Source organism: Methylobacillus rhizosphaerae (assembly GCF_900187985.1).
Lineage (GTDB): Bacteria > Pseudomonadota > Gammaproteobacteria > Burkholderiales > Methylophilaceae > Methylobacillus > Methylobacillus rhizosphaerae.
In genome coordinates, this window is the sequence record NZ_FZOA01000001.1 from 328,407 (window position 1) to 346,046 (window position 17,640).

The 17,640-nt window shown below is 52.8% G+C and carries 21 protein-coding genes; 14 read left to right on the forward strand and 7 right to left on the reverse strand.

Going from position 1 to position 17,640, the window contains the following annotated elements:
• Position 1 precedes the first annotated feature (1 nt).
• Both CHB59_RS01620 and CHB59_RS01625 read right to left on the reverse strand, forming a co-directional pair.
• Positions 2-793 (reverse strand): sulfite exporter TauE/SafE family protein, encoded by a 792-nt coding sequence (locus CHB59_RS01620; protein WP_089374473.1) that lies wholly within the window; start codon positions 791-793, stop codon positions 2-4.
• Positions 794-842: 49 nt separating this feature from the next.
• Positions 843-1,259, reverse strand: a complete 417-nt coding sequence (locus CHB59_RS01625) for a DciA family protein (RefSeq protein ID WP_089374474.1) — start codon at positions 1,257-1,259, stop codon at positions 843-845.
• A gap of 26 nt (positions 1,260-1,285) precedes the next feature.
• Between CHB59_RS01625 and CHB59_RS01630 the strand changes: the two genes are divergently transcribed.
• The 7 genes from CHB59_RS01630 to CHB59_RS01660 all read left to right on the forward strand — a co-directional run bounded on the left by CHB59_RS01630 (position 1,286) and on the right by CHB59_RS01660 (position 8,745).
• Positions 1,286-2,164: a M23 family metallopeptidase gene (locus tag CHB59_RS01630; RefSeq protein ID WP_089374475.1), complete on the forward strand. Its 879-nt coding sequence runs from the start codon at positions 1,286-1,288 to the stop codon at positions 2,162-2,164.
• 94 nt (positions 2,165-2,258) lie between these two features.
• Positions 2,259-4,979 carry a preprotein translocase subunit SecA gene (gene secA, locus CHB59_RS01635; protein ID WP_089374476.1) on the forward strand — a complete coding sequence of 907 codons (2,721 nt, stop codon included), beginning with the start codon at positions 2,259-2,261 and terminating at the stop codon, positions 4,977-4,979.
• Entirely contained in the window at positions 4,979-5,161 is a 183-nt protein-coding gene (locus CHB59_RS01640; protein WP_089374477.1) for a DUF1289 domain-containing protein, read from the forward strand. Before secA ends, CHB59_RS01640 begins: the two co-directional genes overlap by 1 nt.
• A gap of 114 nt (positions 5,162-5,275) precedes the next feature.
• The gene (argJ, locus tag CHB59_RS01645) at positions 5,276-6,508 is read left to right on the forward strand and encodes a bifunctional glutamate N-acetyltransferase/amino-acid acetyltransferase ArgJ (RefSeq protein ID WP_089374478.1); all 1,233 of its coding nucleotides are present in this window, start codon (positions 5,276-5,278) and stop codon (positions 6,506-6,508) included.
• Positions 6,509-6,515: 7 nt separating this feature from the next.
• The gene (locus tag CHB59_RS01650; protein ID WP_089374479.1) at positions 6,516-7,385 is read left to right on the forward strand and encodes an ATP-binding protein; all 870 of its coding nucleotides are present in this window, start codon (positions 6,516-6,518) and stop codon (positions 7,383-7,385) included.
• A 2-nt stretch (positions 7,386-7,387) separates the two neighbouring features.
• On the forward strand, positions 7,388-8,323 hold the full coding sequence (locus CHB59_RS01655) for a Nudix family hydrolase (RefSeq protein ID WP_245834994.1): 936 nt from the start codon (positions 7,388-7,390) through the stop codon (positions 8,321-8,323).
• Positions 8,323-8,745 (forward strand): hypothetical protein, encoded by a 423-nt coding sequence (locus CHB59_RS01660; RefSeq protein WP_089374481.1) that lies wholly within the window; start codon positions 8,323-8,325, stop codon positions 8,743-8,745. The genes CHB59_RS01655 and CHB59_RS01660 overlap by 1 nt, the downstream gene beginning before the upstream one ends.
• Before the next feature lie 21 nt (positions 8,746-8,766).
• On the opposite strand, the gene CHB59_RS01665 is transcribed toward CHB59_RS01660, so the two are convergent.
• Genes CHB59_RS01665 through CHB59_RS01680 form a run of 4 tightly spaced genes read right to left on the reverse strand, consistent with a single transcriptional unit; the run spans position 8,767 to position 11,237 of the window.
• Positions 8,767-8,928 (reverse strand): DNA gyrase inhibitor YacG, encoded by a 162-nt coding sequence (locus CHB59_RS01665; protein ID WP_089374482.1) that lies wholly within the window; start codon positions 8,926-8,928, stop codon positions 8,767-8,769.
• Positions 8,929-8,936: 8 nt separating this feature from the next.
• Positions 8,937-9,695, reverse strand: coding sequence for a cell division protein ZapD (gene zapD / locus CHB59_RS01670; RefSeq protein ID WP_089374483.1), 759 nt, complete (start codon positions 9,693-9,695; stop codon positions 8,937-8,939).
• Between the two features lie 53 nt (positions 9,696-9,748).
• Entirely contained in the window at positions 9,749-10,357 is a 609-nt protein-coding gene (gene coaE / locus CHB59_RS01675) for a dephospho-CoA kinase (protein ID WP_089374484.1), read from the reverse strand.
• A gap of 22 nt (positions 10,358-10,379) precedes the next feature.
• Complete coding sequence (locus CHB59_RS01680; RefSeq protein WP_089374485.1) at positions 10,380-11,237, reverse strand: prepilin peptidase; 858 nt, start codon at positions 11,235-11,237, stop codon at positions 10,380-10,382.
• Between the two features lie 173 nt (positions 11,238-11,410).
• Between CHB59_RS01680 and CHB59_RS01685 the strand changes: the two genes are divergently transcribed.
• The gene (locus tag CHB59_RS01685; RefSeq protein WP_089374486.1) at positions 11,411-11,731 is read left to right on the forward strand and encodes a hypothetical protein; all 321 of its coding nucleotides are present in this window, start codon (positions 11,411-11,413) and stop codon (positions 11,729-11,731) included.
• A gap of 2 nt (positions 11,732-11,733) precedes the next feature.
• On the opposite strand, the gene ispB is transcribed toward CHB59_RS01685, so the two are convergent.
• Positions 11,734-12,702 (reverse strand): octaprenyl diphosphate synthase, encoded by a 969-nt coding sequence (gene ispB / locus CHB59_RS01690; protein WP_089374487.1) that lies wholly within the window; start codon positions 12,700-12,702, stop codon positions 11,734-11,736.
• A 189-nt stretch (positions 12,703-12,891) separates the two neighbouring features.
• Here ispB and rplU point away from each other — a divergent pair, with 189 nt between their 5' ends.
• The 6 genes from rplU (at position 12,892) to CHB59_RS01720 (ending at position 17,423) form a co-directional block, all read left to right on the forward strand.
• Positions 12,892-13,206 carry a 50S ribosomal protein L21 gene (rplU, locus tag CHB59_RS01695; protein WP_089374488.1) on the forward strand — a complete coding sequence of 105 codons (315 nt, stop codon included), beginning with the start codon at positions 12,892-12,894 and terminating at the stop codon, positions 13,204-13,206.
• 12 nt (positions 13,207-13,218) lie between these two features.
• Entirely contained in the window at positions 13,219-13,476 is a 258-nt protein-coding gene (rpmA, locus tag CHB59_RS01700) for a 50S ribosomal protein L27 (protein WP_089374489.1), read from the forward strand.
• A 96-nt stretch (positions 13,477-13,572) separates the two neighbouring features.
• Positions 13,573-14,625: an Obg family GTPase CgtA gene (gene cgtA, locus CHB59_RS01705; protein WP_089374609.1), complete on the forward strand. Its 1,053-nt coding sequence runs from the start codon at positions 13,573-13,575 to the stop codon at positions 14,623-14,625.
• The gene (gene proB / locus CHB59_RS01710; protein ID WP_089374490.1) at positions 14,622-15,740 is read left to right on the forward strand and encodes a glutamate 5-kinase; all 1,119 of its coding nucleotides are present in this window, start codon (positions 14,622-14,624) and stop codon (positions 15,738-15,740) included. Before cgtA ends, proB begins: the two co-directional genes overlap by 4 nt.
• A gap of 9 nt (positions 15,741-15,749) precedes the next feature.
• Positions 15,750-16,244 carry a 5-(carboxyamino)imidazole ribonucleotide mutase gene (purE, locus tag CHB59_RS01715; RefSeq protein ID WP_089374491.1) on the forward strand — a complete coding sequence of 165 codons (495 nt, stop codon included), beginning with the start codon at positions 15,750-15,752 and terminating at the stop codon, positions 16,242-16,244.
• 33 nt (positions 16,245-16,277) lie between these two features.
• Positions 16,278-17,423, forward strand: coding sequence for a 5-(carboxyamino)imidazole ribonucleotide synthase (locus CHB59_RS01720; RefSeq protein ID WP_089374492.1), 1,146 nt, complete (start codon positions 16,278-16,280; stop codon positions 17,421-17,423).
• The last annotated feature ends 217 nt before the right edge of the window (positions 17,424-17,640 follow it).

Sequence of the window (17,640 nt, forward strand, 5' to 3'; positions counted from 1 at the left end):
GTTATAGCAGGCTCCACAGCATTTTCAGGCCGACGATATAAAGCAGGAGTGCAAAGAGTTTTTTCAGTATGGGCACGGGGAGGCGGTGCGCCAGGTGAGCACCAATTGGCGCAGTCAGCATGCTGGCGACGGCAATACCGAGCAATGCGGGCAGGTAGATATAGCCCAGGCTGAACCCGGGTAGATTCTCTGCCGACAGGCCGGCGGCAATAAAACCGATAGTGCCTGCCACAGCAATCGGCAGGCCAATGGCAGAAGATGTACCAATGGCATAACGTGCGTTGAAATTGCAGTAAATCAGGAAAGGGACTGAAAGTGAGCCCCCACCTATGCCTACCAGGCTGGATATGACGCCAATAATGGTTCCCATCAGCGATATCCCGACGTTCCCTGGCAGTTGGCGATGGGCCGGAGGGGTGAAGTTCAGCAGTATCTGCGTGGCAATCAGCAGGACAAAAACCGCAAAAATGCATTTCAGTAAGAAGGTATCCATCTGTCCGGCCAGCCAGGCACCGACCAGTGTGCCCAATACAATGCCGGGGGCAATGAGCATGACGACCGGCCAATGCACATTCTGTTTCCGGTGATGAGCGCGCGCAGATGAAATCGAGGTGACGATGATTGTTGCCAGCGATGTACCCAGCGCCAGATGCATGATGTGCTGCGCGGGAAAAGCCAGTGACGTGAAGATGAATACAAGAATGGGCACGATGATGGTGCCGCCGCCTACGCCCAATAACCCGGACAGGATGCCGGCACCTGCGCCTGCAATGAAGTAAAGCAGAAAATCCATATTGAATCTAAACCTGAAACCTGTTGTCGGAAATACCTACTGATATGGCTCAGCGGCGGCTGGACAGTCGCGCGATAACATCACCCAGTGGGGAGCCCTGGAGGTCAGCTGCAAGCTTTTCCAGACTGGCAGCGGCGGCAGGACTTAATGTTCGCAGCTTTCTGTGTGCTTGTGTCTGGGCAGATTTGACTTGCACTTCCACGCGAATTGAAGTAATTTCAAGCCCTTGTTTTTGCAGCCCAACTATCAGGCTGGGCAGTAATAATTTAATTTTGGCAGCAACAGCACCGTTGTTTGCATATACGGTGAGCCGGTTGTGATTCAGATTCCCGGCTTGTGTGTATGGCTTGAGAGCGGCCGGTACCACAGCATTCCATTTCTGCTGCGACAGGGTCAGTTTCTCAGCCTGTTTCGACAGGGCTGCCAGATCGGCATTTTCAGTAAATAGTGTACTAACGCGTAACATGCCGATAAATCTCCCGAAGGGAAGCAATGAACATCATTTTTGTATCTGATGGCATGGCAAGGACCAGAAGCATATCCCTGCGTTCGGCCATGCTGCTTGTTGGGCTGTTGGTTCTGTTGCCTGTGGTATTGATTCTGGCTTTTATTGTGCCACATGGCTCACATGAGCACCAAGAGGTAAAAAAACAGTTGCCGACGATCTTGAATGTGGTGTCGGCAAATGAGTTGACCCATATTGATGCATTGGCACAGCAATTAGGTGAAGTGGAAGCCAGAATCACACGTTTGGACGCATTGAGCGCACGGCTGGCCACGATGGCTGGTGTCAAGGAAAGTGCCGCTGATGCTTTGCCGCCAGGTCGTGGCGGGCCAGCTGTCCATGCGCATCATATGTCTGAGCAGGAGTTGAAGGACAAGCTGAATGAGCTGGCACAATCCATTGACCTGCGCAGTGATAAATTCAGTATGCTGGAAGCCGTGATGTTGCAGAAGCGTCTGCAGGCAAGCACACTGCCAAGTACCATGCCTACCGATGTTGCCTATAACTCTTCCAGTTATGGTTGGCGGGTCGACCCGTTTTCCGGGCAGATGGCCTTTCACGAAGGGCTGGATTTTGTCGCCGGGACAGGAACACCTGTGTATGCTTCTGCCGAAGGAATTGTAACCACTGCGGAGCGGACTCATGACTATGGTAAAATCGTCAAGATTGACCATGGCGCAGGATTGGAAACCCGCTATGCACATGCTTCTGAGTTGCTGGTTAAGCCGGGAGAGCATGTGGAGCGGGGACAATTGATTGCAAGGGTGGGCAGTACCGGGCGGTCTACAGGGGCGCATCTGCACTTTGAGGTGCGCTTGAACGGTGCTGCACTGGATCCGCGCAAATATCTGCAAAGTATGAAATGAGTCTCCGGGATTTATCCTCAGGGGTTTTTTAAGATTAACAATTATCAAAGCTAAGCTAAGGGTTTCCGTCTAGTCGGAAAATTGGTGCCACTTCATGTTATCCACGTTGTTCAAAAAAATCTTCGGTAGCCGCAATGACCGGTTGGTAAAGCAGTACGCACAGAATGTCAGGGCGATCAATGCGTTGGAAGATGCGATGCAGGCCTTGACGGATGAGCAGTTGAAGGCCAAGACGGAAGAGTTCAAACAACGATACCAGCAAGGAGAGACCCTTGAGAAATTACTGCCGGAAGCGTTCGCCGTGGTGCGTGAGGGTGGCCGGCGTGTGTTGGGTATGCGCCACTTTGATGTTCAGCTGATCGGCGGCATGGTATTGAATGCCGGCAAGATTTCTGAAATGCGTACCGGCGAAGGTAAAACCCTGGTGGCGACATTGCCTGCCTATCTCAATGCGTTGAGCGGCAAGGGTGTGCATGTGGTGACTGTCAACGATTACCTTGCGCGCCGTGATGCCGAGTGGATGGCCAAGCTCTATAATTTCCTTGGGTTGAGCGTCGGGATCAACCTCTCGCAAATGCCGCATGATGAAAAGCAGAAGGCCTATGCTGCGGACATCACTTACGGCACCAACAATGAATTCGGTTTTGACTACCTGCGCGACAATATGGTGTTCACTGCAGAGGAGCGGGTGCAGCGCAGCCTCAACTATGCTCTGGTTGACGAAGTGGACTCCATCCTGATTGATGAAGCGCGGACACCATTGATCATTTCCGGCCAGGCAGATGACAGTGTGGATCTCTATCTGCAGATGAACAGCATTGCTGCCAAGTTGGTGCGCCAGGAAACGGAAGAGGGCGAAGGTGATTTCTGGGTTGATGAGAAATCCCACCAGGTATTGTTGTCTGAGCAAGGGCATGAGCATGCCGAGGCTCTGCTGACTGAAGCCGGATTGCTGGCAGAGGGCAGCAGCCTTTACGATGCCGCCAATATCAGCTTGGTACATCACATGTACGCGGCCTTGCGTGCGCAGTCACTTTATCACCGCGACCAGCACTACGTCGTGCGCGATGGGGAAATTGTGATTGTGGACGAGTTTACCGGGCGCATGATGGCAGGCCGTCGCTGGTCTGATGGATTGCATCAGGCGGTCGAGGCCAAGGAAGGCGTGCAGATCCAGAAGGAAAACCAGACACTGGCATCCATCACTTTCCAGAATTACTTCCGTATGTACAGCAAGCTGTCCGGCATGACTGGGACTGCAGATACCGAAGCTTATGAATTCAGCCAGATTTACGGCCTGGAAACTGTGGTGATCCCTACCCATCGTGGCTTGCAGCGCAAGGACCAGATGGACAAGGTGTACCGTACCGCCAAGGAAAAGTATCAGGCGGTGATCGAGGACATCAAGGAATGCCAGAAACGCGGCCAGCCTGTGCTGGTGGGTACTACGTCTATCGAGAATTCCGAATTGATTTCCACTGTACTCACGCAAGCCAAGCTTGAGCATCAGGTGCTGAATGCCAAGCAGCATGAGCGTGAAGCGCACATCATTGCCCAGGCAGGCCGTGCAGGCATGATTACCATTGCTACCAACATGGCTGGGCGAGGTACCGATATTGTTCTGGGTGGTAACCCGGAAACCGAAATTACCGCCATTGAAGTAGATGCCGAGATTCCCGAGGCTGACAAGGCTGCGCGTATTGCCAAGATCAGGGCCGAATGGCAAGTGCAGCATGATGCTGTGCTGGCTGCTGGCGGCCTGCATATCATCGGTACCGAGCGTCATGAGTCCCGTCGTGTGGATAACCAGCTGCGCGGTCGTGCAGGTCGTCAGGGTGACCCGGGTTCCAGCCGTTTCTACCTGTCACTCGAAGATCAGCTGCTGCGTATTTTTGCATCGGATCGGGTTGCTGCCATCATGGAGCGCCTGAAAATGCCAGAGGGTGAGGCGATTGAGCATCCCTGGGTAACCCGTGCGATTGAAAACGCCCAGCGCAAGGTGGAAGGCCGTAACTTTGATATCCGCAAGCAATTGCTGGAATATGACGATGTATCCAATGACCAGCGCAAGGTGATCTACCAGCAGCGTAATGAGCTACTTGAAGCAGCAGATGTGGGCGAAACCATTGCAGTCATGCGTGTGGATGTGATCAATGATCTTGTGGCCACTTATATCCCGCCGGAGAGTCTGGAAGAGCAGTGGGATATTCCAGGGCTGGAAAGGGCGTTGCAGGCAGATATCGGGCTGGAGGTTCCATTGCAGAGCATGCTGGAAGAGAATGCCAACCTGCATGAGGAAACTATACGCGAGCATATCGTGGACGCTGCCAATGCTGCGTACTTGGCCAAGGAGGAGCTGGCCTCTGCAAGTGTCATGCGCCAATTTGAGCGTGCCGTGATGCTGCAGAGTGTGGATAACCATTGGCGTGAACATCTGGCTGCGCTGGATCACTTGCGCCAGGGCATTCACCTGCGTTCCTATGCCCAGAAAAACCCCAAGCAGGAGTATAAGCGTGAAGCATTTGCCCTGTTTGCCAACCTGCTGGATACTATCAAGCGTGAGGTGACCCAGGTCACCATGCTGGTCAAGGTGCAAAGCGAGGCTGATGTTGAAGCGGTGGAAAAGCCGGCTGAACTGGAAAACGTGCAATATCAGCATGCTGATTTTGATGAAGCCGTGATTAGTGAAGAAGACGAGGCTGCCCAGCCGGCAGTGGCTACAGTAACGAATGCGGCTGCCAAGATTGGCCGTAACGACCCTTGTCCCTGTGGGTCTGGCAAAAAATACAAGCAGTGCCATGGCAAGCTGAGCTGATGGAGCTTGAAAGCAGGATTACTTCTCCATGTACCGGCGTATGTCGGATAGACCAGGAAAGCGGATTCTGTGCAGGATGCTTGCGTACCATCGCTGAAATTCGTGCCTGGCGTAGCATGGGAGATAAGGAGAAGTTGCAGGTCTTGCAACTTCTCAATGTCAGGCAAGTCAGCAAACATTGAATACAAGCCGGGATTTCCCGGCTTTTTTCTTGTTGGCTATCCTGACCAGCTAAGGTAAGCGTTATCTGATTGCGGTAGAATCAGGCTTTTGCCTTCCGGAAAAAGCTATTCATCATGCCAGTCAATCTCATTGCACCCGATGCAAACTCCCTGTTACCGGTTCCAGGTGTGGAACTTGGTGTTGCCAAAGCCCATATCCGCAAACCTGACCGCAAGGATATGCTGGTTCTCAAGCTGGCTGAAGGCGCGCGCGTGGCAGGTGTGTTCACCAAGAACCGTTTCTGTGCTGCGCCAGTGATAGTCTGCAAGGAGCATTTGGCCAAGGCTGGTGGTGATATCCGTGCGCTGGTGGTCAATACTGGGAATGCCAATGCGGGAACCGGGGAGCCTGGTCTGGAAAATGCCCGTGCTACTTGTGTTGAACTGGCAAGATTGCTGCAACTCAAACCTGAACAGGTATTGCCTTTCTCCACTGGTGTCATTCTGGAACCATTGCCTATGGATCGCCTGCTGGCTGGCCTGCCGCAATGTGTGGCTGACCTGAATGGGCAGCGCTGGTTTGATGCAGCTGAAGCCATCATGACGACCGACATTGTTTCCAAGGGTACTTCACGGCAAATCACCCTGGGTGGGAAGACTGTAACGATTACTGGTATTTCCAAGGGGTCAGGCATGATCCACCCGAACATGGCAACGATGTTGGGTTATGTGGCGACGGATGCTGCGATCAGCCAACAGGCGCTGGAAGTATTGATCGATCATGCCGTGAACCGCTCATTCAATTGCATCACTGTCGATGGTGATACCTCGACCAACGATTCTTTCATCATCATGGCGACTGGCAAGGCGGGTAATGCCGAGATTAGCGATGTTGCCAGTGCAGAATTTAGCCAATTGCAAGATGCTGTGACCGAAGTGGCAATTGAGCTGGCGCAGGCAATTGTGCGTGATGGCGAGGGCGCCACCAAGTTCATGACGATCCAGGTCGAAGCTGGTCGGGATGTGGAAGAGTGCCGCAAGGTCGCCTATGCGATTGCGCATTCGCCCTTGATCAAGACTGCTTTCTTCGCCTCTGATCCGAATCTGGGGCGGATTCTCGCCGCTATCGGCTATGCCGGTGTGGACGACCTGGACGTGAATGCCATGCAGCTTTACCTGGGCGATGTGCTGGTGGCTGAGCATGGCGGGCGGGCAGTCAGTTATGTGGAGGAGCAGGGCGCTGCCGTGATGCAAGAAGCAGAGATCACTGTGCGTGTGGTGCTGAACCGCGGACAGACCGATGCCACGGTCTGGACCTGTGATTTTTCCTACGACTATGTCCGTATCAATGCGGATTACCGCAGCTAGGAGTGTCATGGCTGATTTTGAACAATTGATTACCCGCGCCGAGGCTGTGCTGGCTCGGTTGGAAAGCTTTCTGCCGCCACCGGCAGCAGAGCCTGACTGGAGTGCCATTGCCTGGCGCTGGCAGGTGTTGAATGGGCGTGGGCATCTGGTGGCGGTTGAACATCCCCACCATATCAGCTTGGATGATATCTGCAACGTGGAAGAGCAGAAGGCTGATATCGTGCGCAATACAGAACAGTTTGTGCATGGTTATCCTGCCAATAACGTATTGCTGACCGGTGCGCGTGGTACTGGCAAGTCATCTCTGGTAAAAGCAGTGCTGAGCGCATTTTCCGACCAGGGTTTGCGGCTGGTCGAAGTGGACAAGCAGGACCTGGTTTCCTTGCCGGAAATTGTTGCCTTGTTACGTGAACGCAAGGAGCGTTTTATCATCTTCTGCGATGATCTGTCCTTTGAGTCCAGCGATCCTGGCTATAAGGCGCTTAAGGTGGTGCTGGATGGATCAATTGCTGCAACTTCAGATAATGTTGTTGTTTACGCAACTTCCAATCGTCGCCATCTTATGCCGGAATATATGTCGGAGAATCTCGAGGTGACCCGTCACGGCGATGAAATCCGTCCCAGTGACACTACTGAAGAGAAGGTATCATTGTCTGAGCGCTTCGGCTTGTGGTTGTCCTTCTATTCCTTTAGCCAGGATGAATACCTGGCAGTCGTGGCGCAATGGCTTAAGCAGCATGGAGTGGAGGAGTTGGATGATGAAATACGCAGTGCTGCCCTGCTGTTCTCACATACACGTGGTGCCCGCAGTGGTCGGGTGGCCTATCAATTTGCACGTGACTACGTCGGGCGGCTGGCACTGACAGGAAAACAATGACTATGAAAGTTGTACGCGCGGCTGTGGCAATCCTCCAACGGCCTGATGGTCAAGTGTTATTGGCAGAGCGCCCGGCAGGAAAGCCGTGGGAAGGTTGGTGGGAGTTTCCGGGTGGAAAAATCGAAGCTGGTGAAGAGCCTTATCATGCCTTGGTGCGTGAATTGCATGAAGAGCTTGGCATTGAAGTGAGTACTGCCTATCCGTGGATGTTGCGCCGGTTCGATTATCCGGACCGTTCTGTTGAGTTACATTTCTTTATTGTGCGTGCATGGCAGCGTGAGCCAGCAGGATGTGAGGGGCAACGCTTGAGCTGGCAAAATCCGCATCTGCTGACAGTGGGGCCCATGTTGCCAGCGAATGAGCCAATTCTGGCTGCGTTGAATTTGCCGTCGCTGTATGCCATCAGTAATGTATTGGAGCTGGGTGAGCAGCGTTTTCTTGCTGCATTGCAGCGGGTGCTGGACCAAGGCTTGCAACTGCTGCAATTGCGCGAAAAGCAATTGGCTGTAGATGCGCTGAGGGCGCTGGCGGAAAAAGTGCTGGCCTTGGCTCAGCCCTATCAGGCCAGAGTGTTACTCAATGGAGAAGTGGATACGGCCAGAAACCTGGGTTTTGCAGGGGTGCATTTATCGTCAGAGCATTTGATGGCGCTTTCCGAGCGACCGCAGGGTATGTTATGTGCGGCATCATGCCATGATAGGCGGCAACTGGAGCAGGCACAGCGACTGGCACTGGATTTTGCGGTTTTGTCGCCTGTGCTGCCAACCTTGAGCCATCCAGACAGCCAAGTGCTCGGGTGGGACGGGTTTTCCGCCTTGGCTCAGGGCAGTAGTCTGCCGGTTTATGCGCTGGGTGGCATGCAGTCGATGGACATTGAAAAGGCGTGGCAACATGGTGCACACGGAATTGCCATGATGCGCAGGGCATGGGAGGAGTGATGCGTCGAAATGTATTGGGCTTGATTGTGATCGTGGTTGGAATAGGTGCGGGATTTGCTTATTTCTGGTCCAGGCCGGTGGCTACAGTCGCCATTGAGCCTTTGGCGTGCGAGGACATTCAGCAAGGATGTAAGAATGCCGATCTGACCATCAGAGCCATGACGACTCCCAAAGTCATGCAGCCGTTTGAAATGCGGATTGATGCTGCAGGCGCAGAAAAGGTAGTGGCGAATTTTGAAATGAAGGATATGCAGATGGGAGTGAACCGATATCGCTTCCAGCCGCAAGCGGACGGGAGCTGGCAGGCGATGGTGACATTGCCGCTATGCACACATGGGCGCAACGATTGGTCAATGACGATTGAAACAATACAGGCAGGCCAGTCCAGGCATTATCAACTGGAGTTCAGCGCACAGCCTTGACAGGCTGTTGTTCAGTGCCAGTTATTCATCGTTTTCAGGCTTGGGGCCTGTATCGGGAATACGATAGCTCTCGCTTGCCCATTGACCCAGGTCAATCAGCCGGCAGCGTTTGGAACAAAACGGCCGATATGGATTTTCGCTGGAATATTCTGCCTGTTCGCCACATTGCGGACAGGGCACCATTTTTTTGCTTACAGGTTGCACAGGGTCAGGGAGAAGTCGATGTCGGTATCGCACGGGCGCGGGCGTTGTGCGTTATCCAGGCTGTTGAAACGAATGTTGATGGCGTATTTGTTTGCGCTGACTTCAGGGAAGCATGGCGTGTCATCGCTGGTTTCCACCCGCAGCATTTGTGCCGGTTTGGCTCCCCCCAGCATTTGCTGATAGGCGCCATTGATGGCAGTCATCCTTGAAGTAGCACCGCTGCCACGTAGGATGTGCAGGATAATGCGTATGGCATTATAAAGTGGTATTAATGGGCTGATCCATATGCTGATGTCATGTTTACGGCGCTCACTGCTCAGCCCCAACCAGTAATGATAGGACGGCAGGTCAAACTCGCATACACCGCCGGGAATGACAGTGCGCTGTTTGATGCTCATGAGCCACTCGTTATCGCGTAAGGGCTGACCCAGCTTGCCTGCAATATTGCGTAGTGGATGAGCGGCATTGTCAATGTCGGCGATCAACTCATCCAGCGCCTGTTCTTCAATGGATGGATTGCCGCGTAAATGATTCATCACCATCTTCTGGCGATCCAGCTCCTGCAACAGATCCATCTTGAGTTCAGCCCGCTCTATGATGTCCAGTATCTGGAAAGTGGAAAGCAGCACATTATGGTGCAGAAACTCGTGATCCCCTTCAAGATTGTGCAGCACCTTGAGAAACAGGTCTTCCAGACGCAGCAGGGTGCGAATGCGTTCATTAAAAGGGTAATCGTAACTAGGCACGGCTTCTCGAGGCTGATCTGACAGGGAAGTATAGTTGCTGTGGATTATCAGAGTTATTCGCTAACTATGCAAGTCTTAATGAATTTCTCATGCATCTGGCGAATGTCATTCTTGAGATCTTCCAGGCTGCCATTATTGTCGATAATGTCATCTGCAAGTGCACGCCGGAAACTGCGCGATGCCTGGGAGGCAATGATGGAGCGTACCATTTCTTCACTGAAATTATTGCGATCCACGACGCGGCTGATTTGTTTATCTTCTGTACAATCAATGAGTAAAGTGCGGTTGACAATGCCTTCGTAGCGATTGGATTCAAAAAATAGCGGAATGGCGAGTATCTGGTAAGGGGCTTGCTTGTGGCTATCCAGTTCACGTAATGCTTCACGATGAATGGCAGGATGCAGGATGGATTCGAGCCTCAGTCGGTCATCGGTACTGCTGAAGACACGCTCACGCATCTTGTTTCTATCCATGGCGCCATGTGCAGTAACATAGGATGGGCCGAATACTTCGGCGATTTTGGCAACCAGGGGTTGGCCTGCGCTGGTCAGGTGGCGTGAGATCACATCCACGTCAATCACCGGGACGCCCAGTTCGCTGAAAATTCTTGCAGCTTCACTTTTTCCGGCACCTATGCCGCCTGTGAGTCCAACTACATACATTGATTCAACCTCCGGTACAGTGTTACGAGAGATGTTTGCCAAAAAACATGACGATCAGGCCAGCCAGTGCCAGATATGGGCCAAAAGGGATAGGAGTCTCACGATCGTAATTGGCAAACATGAGTAAGGTGAGTCCTATTATAGACCCGATGGCGGCTGATATCAGGATGATGGCAGGTAATAATTGCCAGCCAAACCAGGCGCCCAGTGCAGCTAACAGTTTGAAATCTCCATACCCCATACCTTCCTTGCCGGTAGCCAGTTTGAATAGCCAATATACTGACCATAAGCTGAGATAGCCCAGTGTGGCGCCCAGGACAGCGGAGGAAATATCTGTAAAGCCATGACCACTTAGGCTGAGCAATAATCCCAGCCACAGTAATGGTAAGGTGATGCTGTCTGGCAGGAGAAAAGTATCAAGATCAATGAATGTCAGGGCAAGCAGGGCGAAAACCAGTATCCAGGCAGCCACTGTCAGTGCAGAATAGCCGAAATGGACGCTGACCATGCCTGCCAGCAAACCGGAAAGTATTTCTACAACAGGGTAGCGCAGGCTGATGGATGCCTTGCATGTGCGGCATTTCCCCCCAAGTGCCAGATAACTGAGCAACGGAATATTTTCAAGAGTGCTGAGGGTGTGCTTGCATCTGGGGCAGTGGGACCGTGGATGGGCCAGGTTATAGCGGGGGTATTCCTGTGCTGGCTGGTTCATGGCAGCCAGATGCTCCTGCTGCCAGGATAACTGCATCATGCGTGGCAACCGGTGAATGACTACATTGAGGAAGCTGCCTACAACCACGCCCAGCAGGACAGAGAGCACAATCAAGAAAGTGGGTGTGTCTTGCAGGGAGGTCAGGAATATGGAGACTGAATCAGGCATGCGCAGGATTGACGGTAAACTTTCTGCATCATCTCATCGTTATATGACTATGGCAACCTGCAATGGCAGTGTGCCATGACTACTTGAAATCAGGAGAAATGCCGTCAATTAATAGTGGAGTAACCACGAGTGTAAGTAGTGATAAACCATCAATCACCTGAAAGGAAACGCATATGAAGGAAACTGGAGCACACACTGCATGGGATGCCCCCGTTGTTTGCCGCGTTGAGGTTGATTTATCCGGGTGGCTGGAACAGTTGACGGGCAATTCGGATTGGGAAGTTTACGATGAATCCGATGATGAAAACTGCATGAGTTTTGCCATGCGCCATGGGCGGAAAACAGCAGAGGTTACTTTGTACCATAACGGCTACGCCATGGTGGACGTAGATGGCGAATCACTGTTTGATGGCGCATTGACGCCAGCTACCAGCGCTTGTGCTCATCTGAGCTATTACCGGGCTGACAACGGAGACCTGATTACGTTGAACTGAGCCTAGAAGCTGCGGTTGACGGCAAATTGCGCCAACTGCAGCAATGCCTGGCGGTAAGCTGAATCCGGTAAGTGCATGATGGCTGTACAGCCGAGTTCAGCTTCTGTTCTGGCAAGTTGGCGGACATGTTCCAGTGCGCCGGTGCTGTTGACAGCCTCCAGTACGGCCGGCAGCTCGTCCAGTCCGCCTTCTTCAATAGCTGCGCGGATTATTCTGCTTTGTGCCTCATTGCCGTGTCGCATAGCGTAAAGTAGTGGCAGCGTGGGTTTGCCTTCGGCCAGGTCGTCGCCCAGGTTCTTGCCAATTTCATTGCTGTCGCCACTAAGGTCCAATACATCATCAATCAGCTGGAATGCTGTGCCCAGACGCATGCCGTACTCTGCCATGGCGGTCTCGTCCTCAGTGCTGGCATTGCAGATGATGGCGCCAAGCCGGGTGGCGGCTTCAAACAGTTTGGCTGTTTTATAGTGAATCACGCGGAGATAGGCATCGTCGCTGATATCAGCATCATGGACGTTCAGTAGCTGTAACACTTCACCTTCGGCAATAGTGTTGGTGGCTTCCGAGAGTACTTCCATGACGCGCATATTCTTTACATTCACCATCATCTGGAAGGTGCGGGAGTAGACAAAATCTCCAACCAGTACGCTGGCGGCATTGCCAAACAAGGTATTGGCTGTAGCTTTGCCACGGCGCATGGCCGACTCATCCACCACATCATCGTGTAGTAGTGTCGATGTGTGGATGAGCTCAATGACAGCTGCAAGCTCATGGTGATGCGACTGAATGTGTCCAAAAGTGCCGGCAGACAACAAAACCAGCGCAGGTCGCAGACGTTTTCCGCCGCTATTGACGATATAATCAGCCACCTGATTGATCAGGACGACATCAGAACGTAATGATTTCCGGATGACCGCATCAACTTTCTGCATGTCATCTGCGATACATGATTGAATAAAAGCTAAGGACACATCTGGCTGCCAAAAATAAGTCTGACGATTCTAACATAGGCACTGCCTAAATGCGGCGTCTAGTGTATGGTGCGTGCTGTCTTGCTTTTATTTGCTGCTATTAAATATCGCGTGAATAACATTTGCTTTCCGTATGGTTTTCCGTATAATGCCCGATTCATTTGAATGCGTAGCAAACGAGGCATAACCATGTATGCAGTTATCAAAACTGGTGGCAAACAATATCGCGTAGCCGCTGGTGACAAGCTTAAAGTAGAAAAGTTGGCGGGCGATGTCGGCAGTGAAATCACGCTCGACAAGGTATTGTTGGTTTCTGATGGTGAAAATACCACGATCGGAGCTCCTCTGGTTAAGGGTGCGAGCGTACAGGCCAAGGTTGTTTCTCATGGCCGCGGTGACAAAGTGTTGATCTTCAAGATGCGTCGTCGCAAACACTATCGTAAGACTCAAGGCCATCGCCAGAGTTTTACTGAAATCCAGATTGAAAAGATTGCTGCTAAGTAAGGAGTAATAGAAATGGCACACAAAAAAGCAGGCGGTAGTTCCCGTAACGGTCGCGATTCGAACGCACAGCGACTGGGTGTTAAGGCTTTTGGCGAGCAGTTTGTTTCTGCTGGCAGCATCATCGTACGTCAGCGTGGTACAAAAATGCATCCTGGCGAAAATGTTGGTATCGGCAAGGATCACACCTTGTTTGCCAAGGTTGATGGCAAGGTTGCCTTCTCTGTGAAAGGTGCTCTGCGCCGCAAGCTGGTCAGCATCATCCCAGCTTAATTCTGAAGAGAATCGGGAAAAGCCCTATCGCATCGATAGGGCTTTTTTGTTTCAGGCAGTATGATGACTGCTTTAATAAATATTTAGATAGTGATCATGAAGTTTATAGACGAAGCTACGATCAAGGTCTACGCCGGTGATGGGGGCAACGGAGTTGCCACGTTCCGCCGTGAGAAATATGAAGCCATGGGTGGGCCGAATGGTGGCGATGGCGGTCGTGGCGGGTCAATTTACATGATCGCTGACCGTAATATCAATACCCTGGTCGATTATCGATATAGCCGCGTTTTCCGCGCGCAGCGTGGCGAGAATGGACGAGGTTCCGACCAGTATGGTGCCGGCGGTGAGGATATGGTGTTGCGGGTGCCGGTAGGCACGGTTATCAGTGATAAAGCAACTGGGCAGGTGCTGGTTGACCTGGCCGAGCATGACCAGAAATTCATGGTGGCCAAAGGCGGTAATGGCGGTCTGGGTAATATCCATTTCAAATCCAGCGTCAATCGTGCGCCGCGCCAATGCACCAAGGGTGATGCTGGTGAGGAGTTTGAGCTGTACCTTGAGCTGAAAGTACTGGCTGATGTCGGTTTGCTCGGTATGCCCAATGCAGGCAAGTCCACATTCATCCGTTCAGTGTCTGCTGCCAAACCCAAGGTGGCGGATTACCCCTTCACCACGTTGCATCCCAATCTGGGGGTGGTGCGTGTTGATGCCAACCGCAGTTTTGTGATTGCTGACGTTCCGGGTTTGATTGAGGGGGCAGCTGAAGGCGCAGGCCTCGGACACCAGTTCTTGCGACACCTATCCCGTACCCGCTTATTATTGCACTTGGTGGACCTTGCTCCATTTGATGAGGCGGTCGATCCCGTGCGTGAAGCGAAGGCGATTATTGAAGAGCTGCGCAAGTATGACGAAGAACTTTATAACAAACCGCGTTGGTTGGTACTGAATAAAGTGGATATGCTGGAAGACAGTCAGCAGCGTGTTGCTGAGTTTGTGAAGGCGTTGGGTTGGGAAGGACGTTATTTTGCCATATCAGCACTTGCCGGACAGGGCTGCCGTGAGCTGACATATGCCATCATGGAGCATGTGGAGGCAGTACAGGCAGAAGAGCTGCTGGCAGGCCATGAACGGGTTGAGTCACATTCATGACGTCGTTGTTATTGAATGCCAAATGCCTGGTAGTCAAGGTTGGTTCCAGCCTTGTGACCAACAATGGCACCGGCCTGGACAAGAATGCCATTGCCGCCTGGGCGGACCAGATTGCCCGCCTGGTGCGATCAGGAAAGCAGGTAGTGCTGGTATCCAGTGGGGCTGTGGCTGAAGGCATGCAGCGTCTGGGCTGGAGCAAGCGACCTGTCGCCATCAATGAGCTGCAGGCAGCTGCGGCGGTCGGGCAGATGGGCCTGGTGCAGATGTATGAGAGTTGTTTTGCTTCCCACGGCTTGCATACCGCACAGATCCTGCTGACACATGCGGACCTGGCTGACAGGAAACGCTACCTGAATGCACGTACCACATTGCGGAGTCTGCTGGATTTCGGCGTCATTCCTGTGATCAATGAGAACGATACGGTCGTGACCGATGAAATCAGGTTTGGCGACAATGATACTCTAGGGTCACTTGTTGCCAATTTGATCGAGGCTGATGCGTTGGTCATCCTGACAGACCAGCCAGGTTTGTATTCTGCCGATCCACGTAAGCATCCGGATGCTGTATTCATCCAGCAGGAAACCGCTGGGAACCCAGCCCTGGAAAAGATGGCGGGTGGCGCCGGGACTGCAATTGGCAGCGGCGGCATGTTGACCAAAATCCTGGCGGCCAAACGCGCTGCACGTAGCGGGGGCCATACGATTATTGCTTCTGGCCGTGAGCCGGATGTGCTGCTCAAGCTGGCGCAAGGAGAGATGGTAGGTACTCACTTGCAGGCTAAGCAAGTCAAGACAATGGCGCGCAAGCAATGGCTGGCTGATCATTTGCGGCTGGCAGGTAAGGTTGTGATTGATGACGGGGCAGAGAAAGCCTTATTGCAGGGTGGCAGGAGTTTGCTGCCTATCGGAGTGACTGGTGTGGAAGGGGCCTTTGAGCGCGGAGAAGTGGTGGCATGTGTCAACGCTGCAGGCCTGGAAATTGCGCGCGGTCTGGTGAATTACAGCGCGCTGGAAACTGCGCGTATCCTGCGTAAGCCCAGTCATGAAATTGAACAAATCTTGGGTTATGTCGATGAGGCGGAATTGATTCATCGGGACAACCTGATTCTGGTGTAAGGGAAAATCATGTCCAAACCGTTGGTAGATATTATCATGGGCTCCGATAGCGACTGGCCCGTCATGCGGGCTGCCGCGCAAATATTGGCAGACCTGGGAGTAGCGTATGAGGCGAGGGTAGTCTCGGCACATCGTACGCCAGACCTGATGTTTGACGTGGCAGAAACTGCTGTTGCACGTGGCGTGAAAGTCATTATTGCCGGTGCTGGTGGCGCTGCGCATCTGCCAGGCATGGTGGCTGCCAAGACGATAGTGCCGGTCCTGGGCGTGCCAGTGCCTTCCCGGCATTTGCAAGGGCAGGATTCTTTGCTATCCATTGTGCAGATGCCCAAGGGTATTCCAGTGGCAACATTTGCCATTGGAGAGGCAGGCGCGGCAAATGCAGGCTTGTTTGCTGCAGCGATACTTGCAACTGCAGACACTGGTTTGGCACAGAAGCTGGCGGATTTCCGTGCGACGCAGACGGCGCGGGTGCTGGAAATGTCCTTGTCTGATCAGCCCTGATCAGACTGAATCTCAAAAATTAAGGAGTTTTGCGTGAGTCGTGCAAACACAATTCTGCCTCCAGCCATGCTGGGGATGCTGGGTGGAGGGCAGTTGGGTCGCTTTTTTGTCATCGCAGCCCATGAAATGGGGTATAAGGTGGCTGTGCTGGATCCGGATCGCAACAGCCCAGCGGGCAAGATTGCAGACGTGCACTTGTGTGCTGCCTATGATGATGAAGCAGCGTTGCGCAGCATGGCAGAGCAATGCGCGGCCATTACCACTGAATTCGAGAATGTGCCGGCAGCCACGCTGGAATTCCTGGCCCAGCATCGCACTGTGCGCCCTGCAGCTTCAGCCGTAGCCATTGCCCAGAACCGTGTCGCCGAGAAAAATTTCTTCCGTGATGCAGGCCTGCCAGTAGCGCCTTATGCTGTAATCCAGCAGGCGGCAGACATTCCTGGGGCAGACAGCGGCTTGTATCCGGCCATTCTCAAGGTGGCGCGTTTTGGTTATGACGGCAAAGGCCAGGCCCGGGTTGCCAATGTCGAGGAGGCGCGTGCTGCCTTTGAGAAATTCGGCGCGGAAATCTGCGTGCTGGAGCGTATGCTCAAGCTGGATTACGAAGTATCACTGGTATTGGCGCGTGATGCAGATGGTCAGGTAGCTGCATTCCCAGTGGCGGAAAATGCCCACCTGAATGGCATCCTCGACGTGAGCATTGCCCCGGCCCGTGGGGATGAGACGATACGTGAACAAGCACGCGCGCTTGCCGTTGAAGTGGCGAAAAAGCTTAATTATGTTGGTGTATTAGGTGTGGAATTCTTCGTCAGCGAAGGTCAATTACTCGTCAACGAAATGGCGCCAAGACCGCATAATTCAGGCCATTACACCATCGATGCCTGTGTCACCAACCAGTTCGAGCAGCAAGTGCGTGCCTTGGCTGGCTTACCCTTGGGCGATGCGCGCCAGCATAGTCCTGCTGTGATGGTCAACCTGCTGGGCGATATCTGGAAAAATGGCGCAGAACCGGCATGGGACATTGCTTTTGCTGAACCGGGACTGAAAATGCACCTCTATGGCAAGCATGAAGCACGTCCTGGCCGCAAGATGGGCCATTTCACCGTGATTGGCGAGCGTGCCGAGGCAGTATTATCCGAAGCCATGCAAGTGCGTGATCAGTTAGGCGTTGGCAAGTAATATTGAAACGCAGGTAAGATACAAAAGCACATCGTTGATGTGCTTTTTTTATATCGTCATCCGATAGAGCAGGGTGAGTTATTTATACGCGGATTCCTGCGGGCTTTTGGCCATGATTTTCAGATCATTATCAAGCGGAAATTAAGTGAGCGGATGGCTGCTTGGCTGTATGACAGGGCACCGACAATAAAAAAGCCACGGATTTCCGTGGCTTTTT

Coding starts and splice junctions, on each gene's coding strand:
- CHB59_RS01625 (WP_089374474.1), bottom strand. CDS start 1,259: ATGTTACGCGTTAGTACACTATTTACTGAAAATGCCGATCTGGCAGCC.
- purE (WP_089374491.1), top strand. CDS start 15,750: ATGTCCAAACCGTTGGTAGATATTATCATGGGCTCCGATAGCGACTGG.
- CHB59_RS01620 (WP_089374473.1), bottom strand. CDS start 793: ATGGATTTTCTGCTTTACTTCATTGCAGGCGCAGGTGCCGGCATCCTG.
- CHB59_RS01640 (WP_089374477.1), top strand. CDS start 4,979: ATGGAGCTTGAAAGCAGGATTACTTCTCCATGTACCGGCGTATGTCGG.
- rplU (WP_089374488.1), top strand. CDS start 12,892: ATGTATGCAGTTATCAAAACTGGTGGCAAACAATATCGCGTAGCCGCT.
- CHB59_RS01655 (WP_245834994.1), top strand. CDS start 7,388: ATGAAAGTTGTACGCGCGGCTGTGGCAATCCTCCAACGGCCTGATGGT.
- CHB59_RS01660 (WP_089374481.1), top strand. CDS start 8,323: ATGCGTCGAAATGTATTGGGCTTGATTGTGATCGTGGTTGGAATAGGT.
- rpmA (WP_089374489.1), top strand. CDS start 13,219: ATGGCACACAAAAAAGCAGGCGGTAGTTCCCGTAACGGTCGCGATTCG.
- CHB59_RS01665 (WP_089374482.1), bottom strand. CDS start 8,928: ATGGTGCCCTGTCCGCAATGTGGCGAACAGGCAGAATATTCCAGCGAA.
- CHB59_RS01650 (WP_089374479.1), top strand. CDS start 6,516: ATGGCTGATTTTGAACAATTGATTACCCGCGCCGAGGCTGTGCTGGCT.
- secA (WP_089374476.1), top strand. CDS start 2,259: ATGTTATCCACGTTGTTCAAAAAAATCTTCGGTAGCCGCAATGACCGG.
- CHB59_RS01685 (WP_089374486.1), top strand. CDS start 11,411: ATGAAGGAAACTGGAGCACACACTGCATGGGATGCCCCCGTTGTTTGC.
- cgtA (WP_089374609.1), top strand. CDS start 13,573: ATGAAGTTTATAGACGAAGCTACGATCAAGGTCTACGCCGGTGATGGG.
- CHB59_RS01630 (WP_089374475.1), top strand. CDS start 1,286: ATGAACATCATTTTTGTATCTGATGGCATGGCAAGGACCAGAAGCATA.
- coaE (WP_089374484.1), bottom strand. CDS start 10,357: ATGTATGTAGTTGGACTCACAGGCGGCATAGGTGCCGGAAAAAGTGAA.
- proB (WP_089374490.1), top strand. CDS start 14,622: ATGACGTCGTTGTTATTGAATGCCAAATGCCTGGTAGTCAAGGTTGGT.
- CHB59_RS01680 (WP_089374485.1), bottom strand. CDS start 11,237: ATGCCTGATTCAGTCTCCATATTCCTGACCTCCCTGCAAGACACACCC.
- argJ (WP_089374478.1), top strand. CDS start 5,276: ATGCCAGTCAATCTCATTGCACCCGATGCAAACTCCCTGTTACCGGTT.